This is a genomic window from Maribacter algarum (ex Zhang et al. 2020) (assembly GCF_005885635.1).
Classification (GTDB): Bacteria; Bacteroidota; Bacteroidia; order Flavobacteriales; family Flavobacteriaceae; genus Maribacter_C; species Maribacter_C algarum.
Genome location: NZ_VATY01000003.1, coordinates 460,553 through 478,636 on the forward strand (window position 1 = coordinate 460,553; position 18,084 = coordinate 478,636).

An 18,084-nucleotide genomic window follows, 5' to 3' on the forward strand; every position below is an offset into this window, starting at 1 on the left:
TGAAATGAAACGGTATTATATCTGCATATTAACCAACAAAAATCATACGGTATTGTATGTAGGAATGACAAATAATCTGAAATTGAGACTAGAACAACATCAATCAAAAGATAATAAAGGGTTCACAAAAAAATATAGCGCACACAAACTAGTCTATTTTGAAAAAACGCAATATGTGAATAACGCTAACAAAAGAGAGAAACTAATAAAAGGCTGGAGACGGCAATGGAAAGAGAATCTCATAAATGATATGAATCCAGACTGGGAAGACCTTTCTTGAATGTTAGGAGATTAAGAAACAGATTCCCGCATTAAAGTAGGAAATCAGGCAACTAGGACAGATTCCCGCCTTCGCGGGAATGACAAAAAACAGTGTTAATGAACAGAATAAACGAAAAACTAAACTCACAAGGAAAACTCCTCTCCATATATTTCACAGCGGGATATCCAGCGCTTAACGATACCGTTAAAATCATTCAAGATTTAGAAAAAAACGGTGTAGATATGATTGAAATTGGTTTGCCCTTTAGCGACCCTTTAGCTGACGGCCCAACCATTCAAGATAGCTCTACTGCCGCATTGAAAAATGGAATGACCACCGAAAAACTCTTTGAACAATTAAAAGACATTCGAAAATCGGTTTCAATTCCATTGATTGTTATGGGCTATTTCAACCCCATGTTACAATATGGAGTTGAGGCTTTCTGCAAAAAATGCCATGAAATTGGTATCGACGGAATTATCATGCCAGATTTACCCTTAGATGTTTATGAGGACAACTACAAAGCCACTATTGAAAAATATGGACTCGTGAATGTTTTCCTAATTACACCTCAAACAAGTGATGAGAGAATCCGTCAAATCGATACCGCTTCCAATGGATTCATCTACATGGTAAGCTCAGCAAGCGTGACAGGTTCCAAGTCAGGTTTTGGAAATGTACAAACCAAATACTTTGAACGTATTGCACATATGAATCTTAAAAATCCGCAAATCGTGGGTTTTGGAATTAAAGATTCTGAGACTTTTCAACAAGCTACAAAAAATGCAAAAGGAGCAATTATAGGCTCTGCTTTTATTAAGCATTTGACTACTAATGGAGTAGCAGGAATTGGCAGTTTTGCAAAAAGTATCAAAAGTTAATACTACTTTAATTTTATTACTAAAAAGAAGGGATTTATAGGTTTGAGCTGTTCTATCTTTAATTCTTAAAAATTGACAATGAAAAAATTTTCTCTGTTTATTTTGCTCACCCTTTTATCAGTAAACACGTTCTCTCAAAATAATTCGGTTTTTGAAGCTCCAAAAAATGTAATTCATGGCTCCCTGGGAACTGCAATTGCGCTTAATTCGGGTCATATTTCCTATGATCGACTTTTAAAACAGTCGGATAATGGATTCTTCAAATCGTATTATTTGACTGCCAAGGCAGGAGGGAATTTTGGAATCGATTTTAGTGGTAGTAATGGTGGTACCGGTAACCTGTTTGGTTTAGGGGTCACAGCACTGACGGGACAAGGTAAAAATCACTTTGAACTTGCTCTTGGTTTAGGTTATTTTATGGATACCAAGAATATAATTAGCGCTTCTAACCCATTTGGTGCTTCCGACGAAAGTACTTTCTACCCTTCAATAACAATTGGATATCGCAAGCAAATAACAAAAGGGTTTGTGTTTAGAACTGGTGTTGGTTTAGCAGAATGGGCTTACTTTGGTTTCGGGTATAGCTTTTAATTCGATTTTACTGAGTTAAAGCAAATCGTAATCTACCAATTATCCTTACTTTTAAAGTTCGTAATTCAATCTAAAATTCGAATGAAAAAAGTACTTTTTATATTTTCCTTTTTTATCCTATTTAGCGCGACAGCACAAGAGGAAGCACAGTTAAAAAGACAAGTGCGTCAGGCTATCAACGAAATTCGCAGCTTTGTAAAAATTCCAAACGATGCATTAGAACACGCCGATATCAATCGAAATTTGACGTGGCTCGAGAAGAATTTCAATGCTAGAGGATTTAACTCTTCTCAACTTCCTACGGCGGGCGAATCACTATTTTTCGCTTCCCTTCCAATGGAAGACAACAAGCCCACTATCTTGTTCTACATGCACTTGGATGGACAATCAGTTGATCCTGCAAAATGGAATCAACCGAATCCATATGAAGTAGTGTTAAAATCTCCTGATGGCGATGGTTGGAAAAGCCAAGTATTCGAAGATTTGAATGAAGACATCAATTACGATTGGCGACTGTTCGGTCGTTCAACTTCCGATGATAAAGGCCCCATTGTAATGTTCTTAAGCGCAATTGATTTATTGCAAGAGAACGGACAGGAAATTCCGTTTAACGTAAAAGTAATTTTAGATAGTGAAGAGGAAAAAGGAAGTAAACCGCTACCTAAAGCAGTAAAAGAGTATCGTGAATTATTAGAAGCAGATTTTCTGGTCATCAACGATGGTCCAGTTCATGTTTCTGGAAAACCTACAGTGGTATACGGTTGTAGGGGAATTACAACGCTTTCTTTAACCACACATGGTCCAATCAAGCCACAGCATAGTGGTCACTATGGCAATTACGCTCCGAATCCCGGGTTTCAGCTTGCACAAGTTTTGGCTGGTATGAAAGATATCGACGGTAGAGTGACTATTGATGGATACTACGACGGAATTACAATTGACGAAACTGCCATGAGCGTGCTAAAAAGTGTACCGGACAATGCAACAATCATTAATTCCAATTTAGCAATTAAGACCCCTGAAAAAGTAGGTGGATTTTATCAAGAATCTTTACAATACCCTTCGTTGAATATTAGAGGTTTAGGTTCAGGTTGGGTTGGAGACAAAGCACGAACGATAATTCCTGAAAGTGCTACAGCTGAATTAGATTTAAGATTGGTACCAGAAAGTGATGGTTCACGATTGAAAGAGTTGGTAAAGAAGCACATTGAAAAACAAGGTTTTTATCTTATGGATACCATTCCCACTAGAGAACAACGAATGGCTCACGACAAAATAATGACCATTACCGAACGTGGTGTTACCGATGCTTTCCGAACGGATTTGAGCAATCCTTATGGTGAATTTTTGCTAAATGTTATAAAGAATAGTTTTGAAGAAGATGTGGTCCAAATCCGAATTATGGGAGGTACCGTGCCTATCTCACCTTTTATCAATGAATTGAAAATACCAGCTTTTATTGTTCCCATGGTTAATCCCGATAACAATCAACACAGCCCCGATGAGAATTTAAAAATTGGGCAGATTGCTTACGGGATTAAAGTTTTCTACGGATTACTGAGTACAAAAATGTAGGTTTTTGTCACATTGTTGTTTTTATGAAGTCTTTTGTATTGGAGAGGCATCAAAAAAAAAACGGCATAATTATTGATTTTTCATTGAACATATGAAAGCAAAAAATTACTTTATCATACTTCTTCTTTCAATTTTTACAATAAATTCGGCCTCGGCATTTATTCAATTGGATTCAGAACAAGAACCCACGACAACAATAATAGAATCACTTCAAAATGGTGAGAGTTACTCCATTGAAATTACCTCTGTTGGCTGCTTTGGTGGAACACGACAAACCATAATAATTAAGAATGAAGAAGGTGTATTGACAGTTAGTTATCCGGACTTTTCGAAAACCCTTACGGAGGAAGACATCGAAGCATTTAGAACCTTCGAACTTCAACTTCAAGCATTACACACAGGAGGATGTTCAACGGTTGATACTTATGTACTGCGTTATGGAGGCCAAACTTTTCAAACTAGCGACGGTACTTGCAGCTGGAATGGCGGAAAAAAATTGCTTAAAGCAATTAGCTAAAAATTGCACACACAAAATATAGAGCGGGTACTTTACCCGCTTTCTTTTCGTTTCATAAGTATGAAGCCGATTTCTATGAAATTTTCGTTCCTGACTCTTTTTATACTTTTTGTCAATTTTACAATTGCACAAACCGTCACCATTGCCGACTCCTTGAATCAAGAACCAATTCCTTTTGCAACGATTTCATTTGGTAATGGCTTGGGGAATTTTGCAGACGAAGATGGGCGCTTCTCCTTTTCTAGGGAAAAATATAGTGATGTAGACACACTTTTCATCTCGGCAATGGGATACGCTGAAAAAGCAATTTTAACTATCAATTTACCGGAAATCATTTCACTGAAGCCAGAAGTTTCCCAATTAAATGAAGTAATTGTTTCGGCCCCAAAAAATGGAAAATTCAAATTACGAAAACGTAAACCTGTTTCACATTCTGATATATTCGCGTCCTGGCTTCCTACTGTAGAAAGTGAGGTTGCTGTTTTGTTTAAACGCTATGAGGGTGAACCAACTCAAATTTCAAAACTGTTGCTTCCCATTAATGCGGAATCTAAATATAAGTCTAAAGGAAAAGGAAAGTTTGCCACCATATTCAGAGTGAACTTCTATGAAAACAATAATTCTTTTCCAGGAGAACCAATTGGATATGAAAATGTAGTTTTTTCCGTAAATGAAAAGGAAGACAAGGTTTTTGAATTGAATCTTTCTTCAAAATCAATTTACATTCCTGAGGATGGAATCTTTGTATCACTACAAGTATTGGGCTATGCGAACGCAAAAGGGCGCTTGGCACAAACCAAACAATACCGGGAAATCAAAACCGCCAGAGGGGTTCAGAAAATATCTACTTCTTTTCGCCCCCTACTCCCTTTTTCAGATAAATTGGCTGGTCAGCATACGTACGTAAGGCGCATTTTTTTGAACAATAAAAAATGGCAGATTTTTGATGAATCGTATAATGCTAAGTCAAAGTTGATTCAAACAGGTCATAGAAACTACGGAATGGGTGCCGAGCTAAAAGTTTTTGCGAAGTAAATAACCTAAGGGCAATCTCGCGAGGCATTGAATGGAAAATTAACATTGATTTCGACGCAAGGTTCGGAACATTTTAAACCTGCCCGATCGGCAGGCGGGTCTTGATTATCGAGTATAACCTTATTTCAAGCTAATAACGAAAACACCCGCAGCGCCTCTGGCTCCGTAAATAGAGGCTTCTTCACCTTTTAAAAGATCTATGGATTTCAACTCATCAGGGTTTATATTTGCAATACTATTAACATAATTACCGTCAACAACAAACAATGGAGTTTGATTGCCATCTAAACTAATAATACCTCTTACATATATTGTATTCCCCTCAATTCTAACACCAGAAAACTTTTCCCTAATTATTTGAAAAATATCGGTATACTCAGAAAAGCTCTTTTTACCCATATTTCTGAATGCTTCTACATCGAAAATATAGCCCAACTTAGAAAGTTCATTTTTTGTTTTTACTTCACCTTTTTCAGGAAAGGCAAAATTGACTATTCCTTCACCATTGTAAACCATGGTTTGTATTCCATATTCTTCGGAATAAATACTAATGAAATTGGATTTAACGGGAACACGCAATTTATACTCTCCTCTTTTATTTGTGCGTACCCCTGTTTTTAAAGAATCAACAAATACATCACCCTTTTTGATTGGGACGCCCTGAGCATTTGTAACAAGGCCTTTGACCTTGACCGTTTTGAGGTTATCGTTTTGAGCGATTGCAACTGAATTAGACAAAAAAGTAAATAAAATAAAAATCAGAATTTTACCTTTCATAGCCCCTTGGATTAGCTTTTATTGATAGAGAGAATTTCAAATTTAAAGCATCAAAAACAGTACCAAAACTTAGCAAGCAGAAAAAGCAAATACTACAAAAATTAACTTTTTAGGCGGAATTACGACTCGCATTAATATTTCCATATAGCGAGCGTGTTACAATCTTTTCGTAAAGTTCTTTATGTTTGGAACTACTCCCAATTTTTTGCAATGCGTACTGTTGAATAACTAATAAGGGTAGTACGATATTCTCACGAATTTTGATTGATTCTCTAGAGACGGCTTCACGCTCCATTAGAATATCCATATCAGAAATCTCCAATAGCATTTCTTTAGACAAAAGATATTCAGCATGAAGAATCATCCAAAATTCTCCATACTCCGCATCCTCTTTCATGTAGCTTGTCAATTCAAAATAGCATTTTGATAACGACATCATACTATTTAACATCAATGCTTTAAAGAAAGGTACTTCTTTGAAAAGCGTTTTGACTTCCTCTAACCTACCTTGATTCTTCATCGTTTCTAAAGCAGAACCGATACCAAAATAACCAGGCACATTCTGTTTCAATTGACTCCAAGAGCCTACAAACGATATGGCACGAAGGTCGCTTAATTCCAGTTTGGCTTTGTTACCTCGTTTTCCTGGGCGACTACCAATATTTGCTTTCGTATAGTACTTGAGTGTACTACGATTTTCCAAGTAGGGCATAAAATTCTTATGATGCTTTAAGGCATCATACTTCTCAAAACTTAACTCGGAAAGTTCTTCAATCAATTTTCTTTGTTCAGAAGAAATTACATTTTCCTTTCCAAAAATATTATTTGACAAACCAGCCGTCAATAATTGCTCGCAATTGTATTTGAATTGTTCTTTGGTTCCGTAAGTACTCGTAATTGTTTGCCCTTGAATGGTTAATTGAATTTCATTGTTCGCAACATCCTTTGTTTGGGCTGCATAAAAACGATGTGTTTTACCACCGCCTCTTGCTGGCGGACCTCCACGACCATCAAAGAAAATAGCCTTAATGTCATTCTTTCCACAGACCGAAGACAAGGTTTCCTTAGTTTTTAAGATTGACCAATTTGCTTTTAAATACCCCCCATCTTTTGTTCCGTCAGAGAAACCAAGCATAATGGTTTGGGTATCATTTCTTCTTTTTAAATGACTTCTATATTCTGGTAAATCAAACATATGCTGCATGGTGGCCTCAGCACCATCCATACCTATCATAGTTTCAAAAAGTGGAACAATATCAAAGGTGATTTCCTCTGATTTCCATCCGCACCATCGAAAAAGTCCGTAAACAAAAAGTATTGAAAAGATATCTTCCGAATTGCTTATAATATAGCGGTTACAACCTTCCTCACCATTCTTTTGTTGAATGCTTTTTAATTGGGAAATATTGTTCAAAGTATCTTTTACAATACCTTCATCGAAGTCATCAGCTGAAACTTTGAAATTCTTCTGTAATAACAACTCTTGTAATTCTTCTTGTGAAAGCTCATCTAAACTTTCTGTAATCACTTTATGTTTCTTTAAAATCGTTTCAACCGTCAAATAATGCTGACTATGGTCTTGCCGAATGTCTAAAGTCGCGAAATGTGTTTTGAATATTTTGACTTTATCAATGAGCTGATCCAAGTCTTTCAGATACAATCCGTGGTATTTTGATATTAATCCTTCATGGATATCCAATAAAGGGCCAATTATATCTTCATATCCAACCGTCTTTTTAGGATTGAACATGGCAGTATATAGATTATTCCTCAATTGGGTTATTGAACCTTGTAATTCCTTGAAAGTCAATTTCTTTTGCAATACTTTCAAATCATTATAATAGCACTTCATCAGGTTCACACGAAGCTCATCGGCAACATCATTTGTAATGTCTGCCGTAACAAATGGATTTCCATCTCGGTCTCCACCGGGCCAAAAGCCCAGCTTCATAATATTATGATTTTCGAAATTATGCTCCCCTACATTGTTTTTGATATACGAATACAAATCACCAACAGCCTCGTAATACACGTTTCTAAGAATGTAAATAATATTCTTTGCCTCATCTAAAGGTGTCGGCTTCTTAGCGTTGATTAAAGAGGTTAAACCCAACTGCTGGAGAGCGACATCAATTTCATCAATCTTATCTTCTAATATCAAAGACCTCAGATTCGCTATAATATCTAAAATGGCGGGTGTATAAAACTGAGTCGGATGAGCCGTTAGAACAATTCGCGCGCTAAAATTTGAGAGTTGGTCTGTAATTTTATCCCAGCTTTTATTCTTGTCTACCAGTTGAAAATAGTCTTTAATAGATAAAGAACTTGAATGCTCATGCAATTTCGGAAAGGCAGCGTCCTCAACACTATCATAAAGAACCACTTGGCGTTCAACATACTGAATGATGCGAAACATAAAATCAATGCGTTCTTCCTCAGATTCAATATTGACGAAGTTTTGAAAAAAGGCCTCCAGTATTTCCTTCGGATTTTTTCCTGACTGTAATCCTTTTTGACATTGGTCTAACATCAAAGGAATTAGCATACCTACATTTTCGATATTTCGATATGGTAAATTCAAAAACAAGCTATTATATACATTGAACTTGTTATTAACCGATTTTTTAAATTCTACTAAACGCTCTGACTGCTGCATAATTCTATTTGAAATTGGGAAAATCCGAGTAAAAAAGATTCATAAAGTGAACCTCAAATATCGCTATTATTAGGGAATTGCTAGTCTGAAAACATTTGAAATCACAAAAAAAACAAGCTACACCACAAAACAAACACAGTTCACAACAATAATTATGTAAAGGTATAAGATGAAGGTACTTTTACTATGTAATAAAAACGAATTAAAATTTTTTCATTTTCATATAGTGTTCTCGTAAAAGAGCTTGGTCTTAATTGACTGAGCTCTTTTTAGTTGAATAGGTTTTTCTTTTTCATTCCCGCGAAGGCGGGAATCTCCTTCTGATATGATTAACTCTTAAAAAAAGGTCTATACTGCATCACCCTAAAATCTAAAGTATTAAAATCAGGGTTTTCATTCTTTAGTTTCTTATAAAGATCCATGCTTCCAACGGCTCTGTTAGCAGCTCCGGAAGGTGCAGTTAGAGAGACTGTTCTAATGAGTCTGTTTGAAATAGGTAGTTCAAATTCATGAATTCTTGGTACTATGTCGGAGACCACTTTTAGTTGAATTTCATGTTCTTTTAAATGCTTCCTAAAAAAATACTCTGGACCGTTTTTACTATTTCCTCCTGTAAACAAAAGTGTGTCTACCTTATTATATGCGTGTAAATAGTCAACTAGGTTCCTTAGTTTAATATTCCGCATTCCCAAATCAGAAGCATCTATCTTATCACGTTCTGCGCTTGCTACAATATCACAAACCCCGATTTTATATTTCAAAAGAAAATCCTTTCGTTGCTTCGCTGCAAATTCTGTGGTCTCATATTTCAAATTCAGATTGAAAATTCTATCTAGAATTGGCCATAATTGTCCGTTTCTACTTCCGTAACAAAAGTCTACATCATCGTCTTTGAGCTCTCTTTTGGTAAACCTAGGTGGCGGCAAGGTACCAACAATAAGCTTTGTTGCTTCCTGAAACAAAAAAGGTTCATATGGGTGTGTATGGAGAAACATTAAAAACCAGATGCCAATAGGTCTTTGGCTTTTTTAATTAAAACCCGATTTTGACGATGGCTTGTTTTTGACATACCCTCCGATTCGGTCACAATTTCATAAAGAAGGTCTCTTGCCTCGGTTGTTTTGGTATTACGAATAAAAAATTTGGCTAATTCAAGTCTTTCTTGATATCTAGCGTAAGGGGCATCAAAAGTTTTCAGACGTGTTTCTGCTGCCTCGACGCTACCTTCCTTTTCTAATGTTAAGGCATATAAAAAAGAAGCTCTTGATTTTTCAAACTTCTGATGGTCTTTAATTCGTTCAGCATATTCCTTTGCCTTATCAAATTCCGAAGAGAAATAGTGTGCTTCCTGTAATCTTGAAATGACATAAAAATCCTCCTTAAAAACATCCTTCAAAGATGCTTCATAGTTTTCAATTGCTTTTTCAAAGTGCTCCGCTTCTAGGTATGCATCTGCCAAAGCGACCTGATTTTCAAAAGTCGCGGCAAACCTAAAACTTTTTTCCAGGTCAATAATCTTTTTACTTGGATTAATGACAGCTGTCAATCCTTGTTGCACTTTATCAATATCTTGTTTTTGAATAACGTTCATGAATAAATAAATGAGCGATCCAATTACTGGCAGGAATATTATGGCAAGAATCCAATAGTATTGATTTCGATTTGTATAGCAATGGTAAACGCAATAACCCTGTAAGGCTAGGATAAGGTAAAAATACATGTTTCTAAAATAGCAACTTCTTGCTGTTCTGAAGCCATATTTCCTTTTAATTCGGCAAAAGCTCTAAGAAAGACGTGCATTGGCTTTCTAGCTTCTATTTAGTAACTTACAGAAAGTCAAATATTTAATTAACAGATTCCCGTCTTAACAGAAAAAATTTCGGCACAGGAATGGGAAGGAAAATAAATAACATTTATTATGGGTAGAGGTGATAAAAAGTCAAGAAGAGGAAAAATCGCAAATAAATCTTATGGGGTAAGAAGACCTCGAAAAGCAAAGCCGGTTGCTATTGCAGCTAAAAGGAAAACTTTTAAAAAGAAGAAATGATTTAATCCTTTAAAATCTCAATAGTTGCATTTTCACCTTCAGACATACTTTTGATTTTATATGTAAAAAGGTTTAAAATAGTAGAATCGATTTCGAAGGTGTTATCTACGGCGACAGTTGTGGATAATGAATCTGTAGTCAGAATTACATTACTTGGAAGAACGTCTCCATTATATTGTTGGTAAAACACTGTGCGACCAGATTGAATATCTGAAAAAACCAAAGAATCAATACCAATCTCTGTAAATGAAGTACTTGTCGTATTTTGAACTCGTATTTGTACGCCTTCAAGTTTGTCGTCGCGGTCAGTACATGAAAACAAGACAACAGAAAAACAAATTAGAATAGAAACCAAAAACTTCATAAGTACACCTTTAGACAAGTTCGATACTTATAAAACGAGTACTTTCTAAAATTATTCTATCTAATAAATACAGGTTGATTCTCTTTAAGCGTATGCTCTTTACTAAACATGTAATCGTCCAAATTAAAACCTTTGATATCCTCTAAAGTTTTGGCATTGGTATCAATAATATAACGTACCATAGAACCCCTAGCTTTTTTTGCAAAGAAACTTATGATTTTCAGCTTATCGTTCTTCCAGTCTTTGAAAATAGGAGTTATCACTGGTACTTTCAATGCCTTTTCATCAACAGCCCCAAAATATTCGTTACTAGCAAGATTTACAAAAAGTTCTCCGTCTTCCAATTCATCATTCAAATGAGCGGTAAGGTCTTTTTTCCAGAATTCATATAAATTCTTTTTACGGCCTACTTTTAACTTGGTTCCCATCTCTAACCGATAGGGTTGAATTAAATCGAGGGGCTTCAATATGCCATATAGTCCAGATAAAATTCGTAAGGTATCTTGAAGATTATCTAGTTTATCTTCCGAAATCGTGGCAGCATCTAAACCCTGATATACATCTCCATTGAAGGCATAAACTGCAGGGCGGGCATTTGCAGTGGTAAACGGAATAGAAAACTGCTGATTTCTTTCCCAATTCAGCTGGGCTAAATTATCTGAAATAGACATTAATTTAGATAAGGTCTTGGGTTTTTTCTTTGCTAAAACCTTATTTAGCTTTTCAGATTGCTCAAGAAATTGGGGCTGAGTATATTTTTTGGTTGGAAGCTTACTTTCATAGTCCAACGATTTTGCAGGAGAGATAACGATTTTCATCTGTAACTATTTGATAGGATAAAAATAATGCCAATTTTCGGGATTGCCTATTTCTATAAAAAGGACTTTTCAATACCCTCATTACGAAAATCGATATTACTGATTTTTGGTCGAAACATCGTCTATTTCATTACTGATTTGACGGTTTGCTGTTATAAATGCCGTAGGATTGACATATCCTGTGGTATCAGTTGAATAGCCATTGCCAATGGGAAGACCAACTTCTTCTCGGATTTCTAAATGTAAATGTGCTAAATATTGCCCATGTGCAGTGCCAATGGTTCCGATGTGATCTCCCTTGATAACCCAAGCATTTGCAATTGTCAAAATAGTATCGCAGTGAGCATAAACCGATTCGTACTTACTTCCATTTGGTAATTCATGTACAATGCGCACGGTATTCCCCCAACCACCACCGAAGTCCTCCGCGTAGGTTACTTGTCCATTTCCGATAGCATAAATGGTATCTCCTAAATCGGTATTGCTGCCACCTACTCCATTCCAATCTTCACCCAAATGATTGTTTTTGGTAAAACCTTGGTAATCGTAATATCCTTTAGCATCTGGTTTCCCTACGGGAAAATCAAAACCAAATGCGATTTTGGAAGAATCAATTTCAATCCTCTTATTAGGAATACTATCTAAGAAAATGGTATCCGTGATCGTTTCTCCAGAATTAGAAAGGGCCTTTTGGTCATTTGCCGACATACCGCAACTACTCAAAGCCATGAAACCTGCAAAAACAAAAGCAACAAAGATGATTTTAGGGAACATACTCAAACTTAAATCTTTAAGTGCTATTTTGGGCATATTGCCGCCACTTTTCGATACAATGCATCATATCTTCGGGTAATTCTGAATCAAAACGCATCATCTTTTTTGTAACAGGATGCACAAAGCCTAAGGTCTTTGCATGAAGTGCTTGGCGTGGAAGAATCTTAAACGCATTTTCAACAAACTGTCTGTACTTGGTAAACGTAGTGCCCTTTAATATTTTTTCACCTCCATAGCGTTCATCATTGAAAAGCGTATGTCCAATATATTTCATGTGAACTCTTATTTGGTGAGTTCTTCCGGTTTCCAGTTTACAGGAAACAAGAGTTACATAGCCCAATCGTTCTAGCACTTTAAAATAGGTGACCGCTTCTTTTCCCTCATCTCCTTCAGGAAAAACATGCATTTGCAATCTGTTTTTTGGGTGTCTTGCAATATTACCTTCAATTCTGCCTTCATCGTCTTCAATATTCCCCCAAACTAAGGCCACATATTCACGCTCTGAGGTCTTATCAAAAAACTGCTTGGAGAGGTGTGTCATAGCCGCTTCGGTCTTTGCAACGACCAACAAGCCCGATGTATCTTTGTCAATCCGATGTACCAAACCGGGTCTTTCATTACTATTTAAAGCAAGGTTTTCCGTGTGGTGTAATAAGGCATTAATTAGTGTTCCTGAGTAATTACCGTGCCCCGGATGCACGACCATTCCTGCTGGTTTGTTTACGACCAATAAGGCGTCATCTTCATAAATAATGTCCAATGGAATATCTTCAGGTACCAATAAAAATTCATGAGGCGGATGTTCAAACATCACTTTCACCTCGTCGCCAGCCTTTACCTTATAATTCTGCTTAACAGCAGCGCCATTAACCCAAACATTGCCATCTCTTGCTGCTTGTTGTATTTTGTTTCTAGTTGCATTCTCAATAAAATTCATCAAAAACTTATCAACGCGAAGGGGTTTCTGGCCGTTTGGGGCTAAAATTCTATGATGTTCATAAAGTTCGTCCTCTTGAAGCCCAGGACTATTGTCTGGTCCCATTGCTATTCAGAATCAGCATTATCCTCTGCGCGTTTTTCAACACGACCATTGCCACAAACTAGCTCTACCTTTGAAGTTTTGGGTAGTTTATCCCCGGGTTTCACTTGTTTTCCTTTGTGCTTTATATAGTACACCATATTCTTACCAATTTGGTCAATGTACGTAACCCGTTGAACATCTAAACCGACAGCACGTAACATTGAAGCAGCATTGCGCTGAGTCACTTGAATGACATTAGGTATGGTTACTTTTTTGTATCCTGATGGATTTACCGTGAAATAAATTTTACGGTTTTCTTTCACCTTATTACCAGCTGGGGGATTCTGTTCAATGATTGAAAAACGTGGATAATCAGGATTAAAATTTGCAGAATCTAAGACCTCATATCTCAAATCAGCTTCTTCAACGGCTTCTCGCATCTCCATCACCGACATCTTCGAAAAATCGGGAACTTCAACAAATTCACCGTGATTTGTGGTACTATTTAACCAGCTCAAAAGAATAAATACTAAAACAACGACTGCCAAAACAGCTAAGCCTAGTTGAATAAAAAAACTTTTACTTTTTAAAAAGCTAAAAAAATTTCTCATCGGTCAAATTTATCTGAACAAAGATAGGAAATGAGATGATAATTAAAGTTGTCAACAATAGCATTAAAAAATGAGCAGTTCAAAGAAAGCTTTTTAACTAAGGCCTAAAGCAATTATTAATTATTAATTATACTTTTGAAACAAAGCTTTTCGAACAAACAATTTATCTTCAGTAAATGAAAAAAAGAATTGCCATTATTATGGGCGGTTATTCTAGCGAGTTTGACATTTCTATAAAAAGTGGAAATGTGGTGTTCAAATATTTAGATCCCGATAAATTCGAAGCTTTTCGAGTACTTATATCTAAAGATAAATGGGTTTATGTGGATAGCGAAGAAAATGAACATCCCATAAATCGTGATGACTTTTCAGTGTATATCAACAGTGAAGTTCTTAAATTCGATTGTGTCTTTAATGCGATACATGGCACTCCTGGTGAAGATGGTTTGATGCAAGCCTATTTTAAACTATTAGGTATTCCACAGACTTCATGCGACTATTATCAATCGGCCCTAACGTTCAATAAGCGAGATTTATTAAGTGTTTTAAAACCTTATGGAATTCCGAGCGCTGAATCCTTTTACTTAAACTTGGGTGATGAAATTAATGAAGATGCCATTGTTGCAAAAGTAGGATTGCCATGTTTTGTGAAAGCCAATAAAGCAGGAAGCAGTTTTGGAATTTCAAAAGTTTACGACAGAAAAGATTTGAAAACTGCTATCGAAAATGCATATAAAGAAGATGATGAAATCATTATAGAAGCATTCTTAGATGGAACCGAAGTATCTGTTGGAGTCATCAAATATGAAGGAAAAACAAAAGTGCTTCCTATTACAGAAATAGTTACATATAATGACTTCTTCGATTATGAAGCTAAATATGAGGGTAAGTCTACCGAAATTACTCCGGCTAGAATATCCAAAGTACAAGAAAAAAAGGTAGTGGCCATGGCGCAAAAAGCCTATGATATTTTAAAGATGACCGGGTATTCTCGCAGTGAATTCATATTCATTGGTGACGAACCCTATATGCTGGAGATGAATACAACGCCAGGGCTTACCGAACAGAGTCTTCTTCCACAACAAGCGGAGGAAGCAGGCATATCCCTTTCACAACTATTTGAGAGCGCTATCATCGAAGCGTTTGCCAAAAAAGGGTAACTTTATATGCTAGTGTCGCAATCCGTTTTATGTCAAAGCGATAAGCGATTAGCAAAAAATTAAACAATGAGACGCGCAATTTTTCCAGGTTCCTTTGACCCCTTAACCTTAGGTCATCATGATATTATACAAAGAGGTATCACTCTTTTCGATGAGTTGGTTATCGCGATAGGTGTTAATGCAGATAAAAAGTATATGTTTTCTTTAGAAGAGCGTATGCGATTTATAACCGAGGCTTTTAAAGATGAACCTAAAATTAAAGTACAAACCTATCGGGGACTCACTGTCGATTTTTGCAAAAAAGTAGATGCCAACTTTATTCTTAGAGGTTTAAGAAATCCTGCTGATTTTGAGTTCGAAAAAGCCATTGCCCATACAAATCGCTCACTAACCGAAATTGAGACCGTATTTCTGCTAACATCATCTGGCAAATCATTCATAAGTTCATCAATAGTTCGTGATGTTATTCGCAACGGTGGCGATTATACCGGTCTGGTTCCTTCAACAGTAATTGTAAAATAGAGTTTCCTCGATATATCAACTTTTTTCGTAGGAAATTACATAATGAAAACCTTAACATCTGATAAGTTTTCCATATAAAAAATGAAGAATACCACTACATTCGCGTAATTCACAACATAAATTAAGATTCATTCAAAATTCAACTTATTATTGTAGGAAAATACAACAATATGTTGAAAGGAAGTCAAAAATCCACCAACAATTATCTAATCAAACAACTGCCTAAGGCAACGGTTTTCGTTGACAAACGAAAGGCAATCGTGTATATGTCCGATAAATGGTTAAATGACTTCGAATTGTACAATTCTGTAGCTATTGGCAAGAACATTATTTCACTTTTTAAGAATTCTAACCCCGAATGGCAAAAGAGCATTTCGCAATGCTTAAAAGGGCTACCAAATTTAACTTTAACAGAGAGTCACCAGAATAAAAATGGAAACAAAAAATGGTTTGAGTTGCACAGCACGCCATGGTATGACGAAAACGAAAACATAATTGGTACCATCTTACAAGCGGAAGATATCACACTTCGTGTTTCCACTGAAACCAAACTAGAAAAACTAGAAATCATATCAGAAGATATTTCGGATATGGCTGAAATAGGTTTCTGGGATTACAATCTTGCCGAGGATAAAATGTTCTGGGATAGTCGTACCAAGGGAATTCATGAAGTAGCAGATGACTACATTCCAAACTTTATAGAAACCTCGAATTTCTATAAGCTAGGTCATAGCAGAAATACCATTTCAATGACTGTCAACAGAGCAATTACCAAAGAAGTCCCATTCAGCGAAAAACTGCAACTGATTACGGCAAAAGGGAATGAGATATGGGTAATTGTATCTGGAAAACCTCTTTATAAAAAAGGGAAATTTTCTGGTATGGTAGGCACCATACAGAACATTAACGAGCGTCATTTGAATGAGGTAAGAACTAAAGAAAATCAACGCCTTTTACGCACCCTTATTGATAACTTGCCTTTAAGTGTTAGTATCAAGGACCTTGAATCACGCAGAATTTTGGTCAACAAATCTGAAATGGATTTCTGCAATGTTCAGACGGAGAAAGAAATCATAGGAAAAGATGATTTCAGTTTCTTCGATAAAGCCAGAGCAGAAATTACCAGAAAAGATGATTTATCTGTAATGCGAGACCGCAAACCGATTCTTCGAAAAGAGGTCAACCACAAAGAGGAAAATGGTGACTTAAGTACCTATTTGATTTCTAAAATTCCACTAATTGACACCGATGAACATGCGTATGGCCTTGTCAGTATCAGAATGAACATTTCGGACATCAAACAGAAAGAAATCGAACTTCGGAAGTTGATTGATGTTACTTCATCTCAAAACGAAAAACTTATCAATTTCGCTCATATCGTTTCTCATAATCTAAGATCTCATAGTGCAAATTTTTCAATGCTTTTGGACTTCCTAGCATCTGAAAAATCAGAACCTGAAAAGGAAAAAATCATGCAAATGCTCCTTGACGCTTCTGATAACTTATTAGAGACGCTCGACAATTTAAATGAGGTAGTTCACATCACTACTAACACGAGTTTACAAAAAAAATATATTCAAATCAGTAAGAAAATAGAGGCTGTCCAACAAAACTTAGGTGCTGAGCTAGAAAAACATAAAATCAAAGTTATCAATACAATTAAAGACCATATTAAGGTAAGAGTAGTTCCTGCTTATATCGATAGTATTCTGACGAATTTTATGACCAATGGCATTAAATATCGTTCACCAGAACGAGATTCATTTATCAAATTGAGTGCAACGGTTGAAGGAAATTATACAGTGCTTCATATCGAAGACAATGGTCTAGGTATTGATTTAGACAAGTATGGCGAAAAACTCTTTGGAATGTACAAAACGTTCCACAACAACAAAGACGCAAAGGGCATTGGTCTCTATATAACAAAAAATCAAATAGAGGCTATGCGAGGAAAAGTGACAGTTGACAGCAAGGTCGGCCAGGGCACTACATTTAAAATATACTTCAATGACAAAGATTAACTCCATCTGTATAATAGATGATGACCCGATAACTGTATTTGGAATGCGGAAAATGCTCGATTCATTGGTTTCTTACAGCACCATAAATACTTTCGAAAATGGAAAAATTGCCATTGATGGTATTAAGGACATGATATTTGATGGTCAACAAGTTCCAGAAGTGATTTTCTTGGATATCAATATGCCTATCATGGATGGATGGCAATTTCTAGAGGAATTTATTGCCCTTCCTATTACAAACAAAGTACGCATCAATATTATAACATCATCAATTGATAGCACAGACGAACAAAACTGGAATCTATATAAAGGTCAAACACATCATACCGTTACTTACAATCACAAACCTATTAGGAAACAGGAAATTGCCGAAATAACCAAAGTGGCTTAAGATTCCTAATAGCTATATTTTGATTAGTTTTACGTCGCTCTAATATTCATGTAACGTTTCT

Annotated in this window: 20 protein-coding genes and 1 pseudogene; 11 read left to right on the forward strand and 10 right to left on the reverse strand. The window is 36.1% G+C overall.

What is annotated here, in order from left to right; translation table 11 throughout:
- Positions 1 to 4: 4 nt before the first annotated feature.
- The 6 genes from FEE95_RS15640 (at position 5) to FEE95_RS15665 (ending at position 4,861) form a co-directional block, all read left to right on the forward strand.
- On the forward strand, positions 5 to 280 hold the full coding sequence (locus FEE95_RS15640) for a GIY-YIG nuclease family protein (protein WP_138658930.1): 276 nt from the start codon (positions 5 to 7) through the stop codon (positions 278 to 280).
- 98 nt (positions 281 to 378) lie between these two features.
- Entirely contained in the window at positions 379 to 1,143 is a 765-nt protein-coding gene (trpA, locus tag FEE95_RS15645; RefSeq protein ID WP_138658931.1) for a tryptophan synthase subunit alpha, read from the forward strand.
- A gap of 78 nt (positions 1,144 to 1,221) precedes the next feature.
- Positions 1,222 to 1,734 carry a hypothetical protein gene (locus tag FEE95_RS15650; RefSeq protein WP_138658932.1) on the forward strand — a complete coding sequence of 171 codons (513 nt, stop codon included), beginning with the start codon at positions 1,222 to 1,224 and terminating at the stop codon, positions 1,732 to 1,734.
- An 81-nt stretch (positions 1,735 to 1,815) separates the two neighbouring features.
- The gene (locus FEE95_RS15655) at positions 1,816 to 3,309 is read left to right on the forward strand and encodes a M20/M25/M40 family metallo-hydrolase (RefSeq protein ID WP_138658933.1); all 1,494 of its coding nucleotides are present in this window, start codon (positions 1,816 to 1,818) and stop codon (positions 3,307 to 3,309) included.
- A 91-nt stretch (positions 3,310 to 3,400) separates the two neighbouring features.
- Complete coding sequence (locus tag FEE95_RS15660; RefSeq protein ID WP_138658934.1) at positions 3,401 to 3,826, forward strand: hypothetical protein; 426 nt, start codon at positions 3,401 to 3,403, stop codon at positions 3,824 to 3,826.
- 75 nt (positions 3,827 to 3,901) lie between these two features.
- Entirely contained in the window at positions 3,902 to 4,861 is a 960-nt protein-coding gene (locus tag FEE95_RS15665; RefSeq protein ID WP_171037064.1) for a carboxypeptidase-like regulatory domain-containing protein, read from the forward strand.
- A 120-nt stretch (positions 4,862 to 4,981) separates the two neighbouring features.
- Here FEE95_RS15665 and FEE95_RS15670 read toward each other — a convergent pair whose 3' ends face one another.
- The 5 genes and pseudogenes from FEE95_RS15670 to FEE95_RS22505 all read right to left on the reverse strand — a co-directional run.
- On the reverse strand, positions 4,982 to 5,638 hold the full coding sequence (locus FEE95_RS15670) for a TonB-dependent receptor plug domain-containing protein (RefSeq protein ID WP_138658936.1): 657 nt from the start codon (positions 5,636 to 5,638) through the stop codon (positions 4,982 to 4,984).
- Positions 5,639 to 5,747: 109 nt separating this feature from the next.
- Entirely contained in the window at positions 5,748 to 8,294 is a 2,547-nt protein-coding gene (locus tag FEE95_RS15675; RefSeq protein WP_138658937.1) for a phosphoenolpyruvate carboxylase, read from the reverse strand.
- A 329-nt stretch (positions 8,295 to 8,623) separates the two neighbouring features.
- Complete coding sequence (locus tag FEE95_RS15680; protein ID WP_138658938.1) at positions 8,624 to 9,289, reverse strand: uracil-DNA glycosylase family protein; 666 nt, start codon at positions 9,287 to 9,289, stop codon at positions 8,624 to 8,626.
- On the reverse strand, positions 9,289 to 9,885 hold the full coding sequence (locus FEE95_RS15685) for a hypothetical protein (RefSeq protein ID WP_171037065.1): 597 nt from the start codon (positions 9,883 to 9,885) through the stop codon (positions 9,289 to 9,291). The genes FEE95_RS15680 and FEE95_RS15685 overlap by 1 nt, the downstream gene beginning before the upstream one ends.
- A pseudogene (locus FEE95_RS22505) lies at positions 9,886 to 10,014 on the reverse strand (PLDc N-terminal domain-containing protein); the annotation flags it as partial. It abuts the gene before it with no gap.
- A gap of 198 nt (positions 10,015 to 10,212) precedes the next feature.
- Between FEE95_RS22505 and FEE95_RS15690 the strand changes: the two are divergent.
- Complete coding sequence (locus FEE95_RS15690) at positions 10,213 to 10,341, forward strand: 30S ribosomal protein THX (protein ID WP_138658940.1); 129 nt, start codon at positions 10,213 to 10,215, stop codon at positions 10,339 to 10,341.
- A gap of 1 nt (position 10,342) precedes the next feature.
- Here the strand turns inward: FEE95_RS15690 and FEE95_RS15695 are convergent, their stop codons facing one another.
- From FEE95_RS15695 to FEE95_RS15715, 5 genes are all read right to left on the reverse strand, one after another.
- The gene (locus FEE95_RS15695) at positions 10,343 to 10,705 is read right to left on the reverse strand and encodes a hypothetical protein (protein ID WP_138658941.1); all 363 of its coding nucleotides are present in this window, start codon (positions 10,703 to 10,705) and stop codon (positions 10,343 to 10,345) included.
- A gap of 56 nt (positions 10,706 to 10,761) precedes the next feature.
- Positions 10,762 to 11,523: a peroxide stress protein YaaA gene (gene yaaA, locus FEE95_RS15700; protein WP_138658942.1), complete on the reverse strand. Its 762-nt coding sequence runs from the start codon at positions 11,521 to 11,523 to the stop codon at positions 10,762 to 10,764.
- A 96-nt stretch (positions 11,524 to 11,619) separates the two neighbouring features.
- Complete coding sequence (locus tag FEE95_RS15705; protein ID WP_238474597.1) at positions 11,620 to 12,333, reverse strand: M23 family metallopeptidase; 714 nt, start codon at positions 12,331 to 12,333, stop codon at positions 11,620 to 11,622.
- Entirely contained in the window at positions 12,314 to 13,339 is a 1,026-nt protein-coding gene (locus FEE95_RS15710; protein WP_138658943.1) for an RluA family pseudouridine synthase, read from the reverse strand. Before FEE95_RS15710 ends, FEE95_RS15705 begins: the two co-directional genes overlap by 20 nt.
- Positions 13,340 to 13,341: 2 nt before the next feature.
- Positions 13,342 to 13,929 (reverse strand): PASTA domain-containing protein, encoded by a 588-nt coding sequence (locus FEE95_RS15715; RefSeq protein ID WP_138658944.1) that lies wholly within the window; start codon positions 13,927 to 13,929, stop codon positions 13,342 to 13,344.
- A gap of 176 nt (positions 13,930 to 14,105) precedes the next feature.
- On the opposite strand from FEE95_RS15715, the gene FEE95_RS15720 reads away from it, so the two are divergent.
- From FEE95_RS15720 to FEE95_RS15735, 4 genes are all read left to right on the forward strand, one after another.
- On the forward strand, positions 14,106 to 15,089 hold the full coding sequence (locus FEE95_RS15720; protein ID WP_138658945.1) for a D-alanine--D-alanine ligase: 984 nt from the start codon (positions 14,106 to 14,108) through the stop codon (positions 15,087 to 15,089).
- A 66-nt stretch (positions 15,090 to 15,155) separates the two neighbouring features.
- Positions 15,156 to 15,611: a pantetheine-phosphate adenylyltransferase gene (coaD, locus tag FEE95_RS15725; protein WP_138658946.1), complete on the forward strand. Its 456-nt coding sequence runs from the start codon at positions 15,156 to 15,158 to the stop codon at positions 15,609 to 15,611.
- Between the two features lie 170 nt (positions 15,612 to 15,781).
- Entirely contained in the window at positions 15,782 to 17,632 is a 1,851-nt protein-coding gene (locus FEE95_RS15730) for a PAS domain-containing sensor histidine kinase (protein WP_138658947.1), read from the forward strand.
- On the forward strand, positions 17,619 to 18,023 hold the full coding sequence (locus FEE95_RS15735) for a response regulator (protein WP_138658948.1): 405 nt from the start codon (positions 17,619 to 17,621) through the stop codon (positions 18,021 to 18,023). Before FEE95_RS15730 ends, FEE95_RS15735 begins: the two co-directional genes overlap by 14 nt.
- Positions 18,024 to 18,084 lie beyond the last annotated feature (61 nt).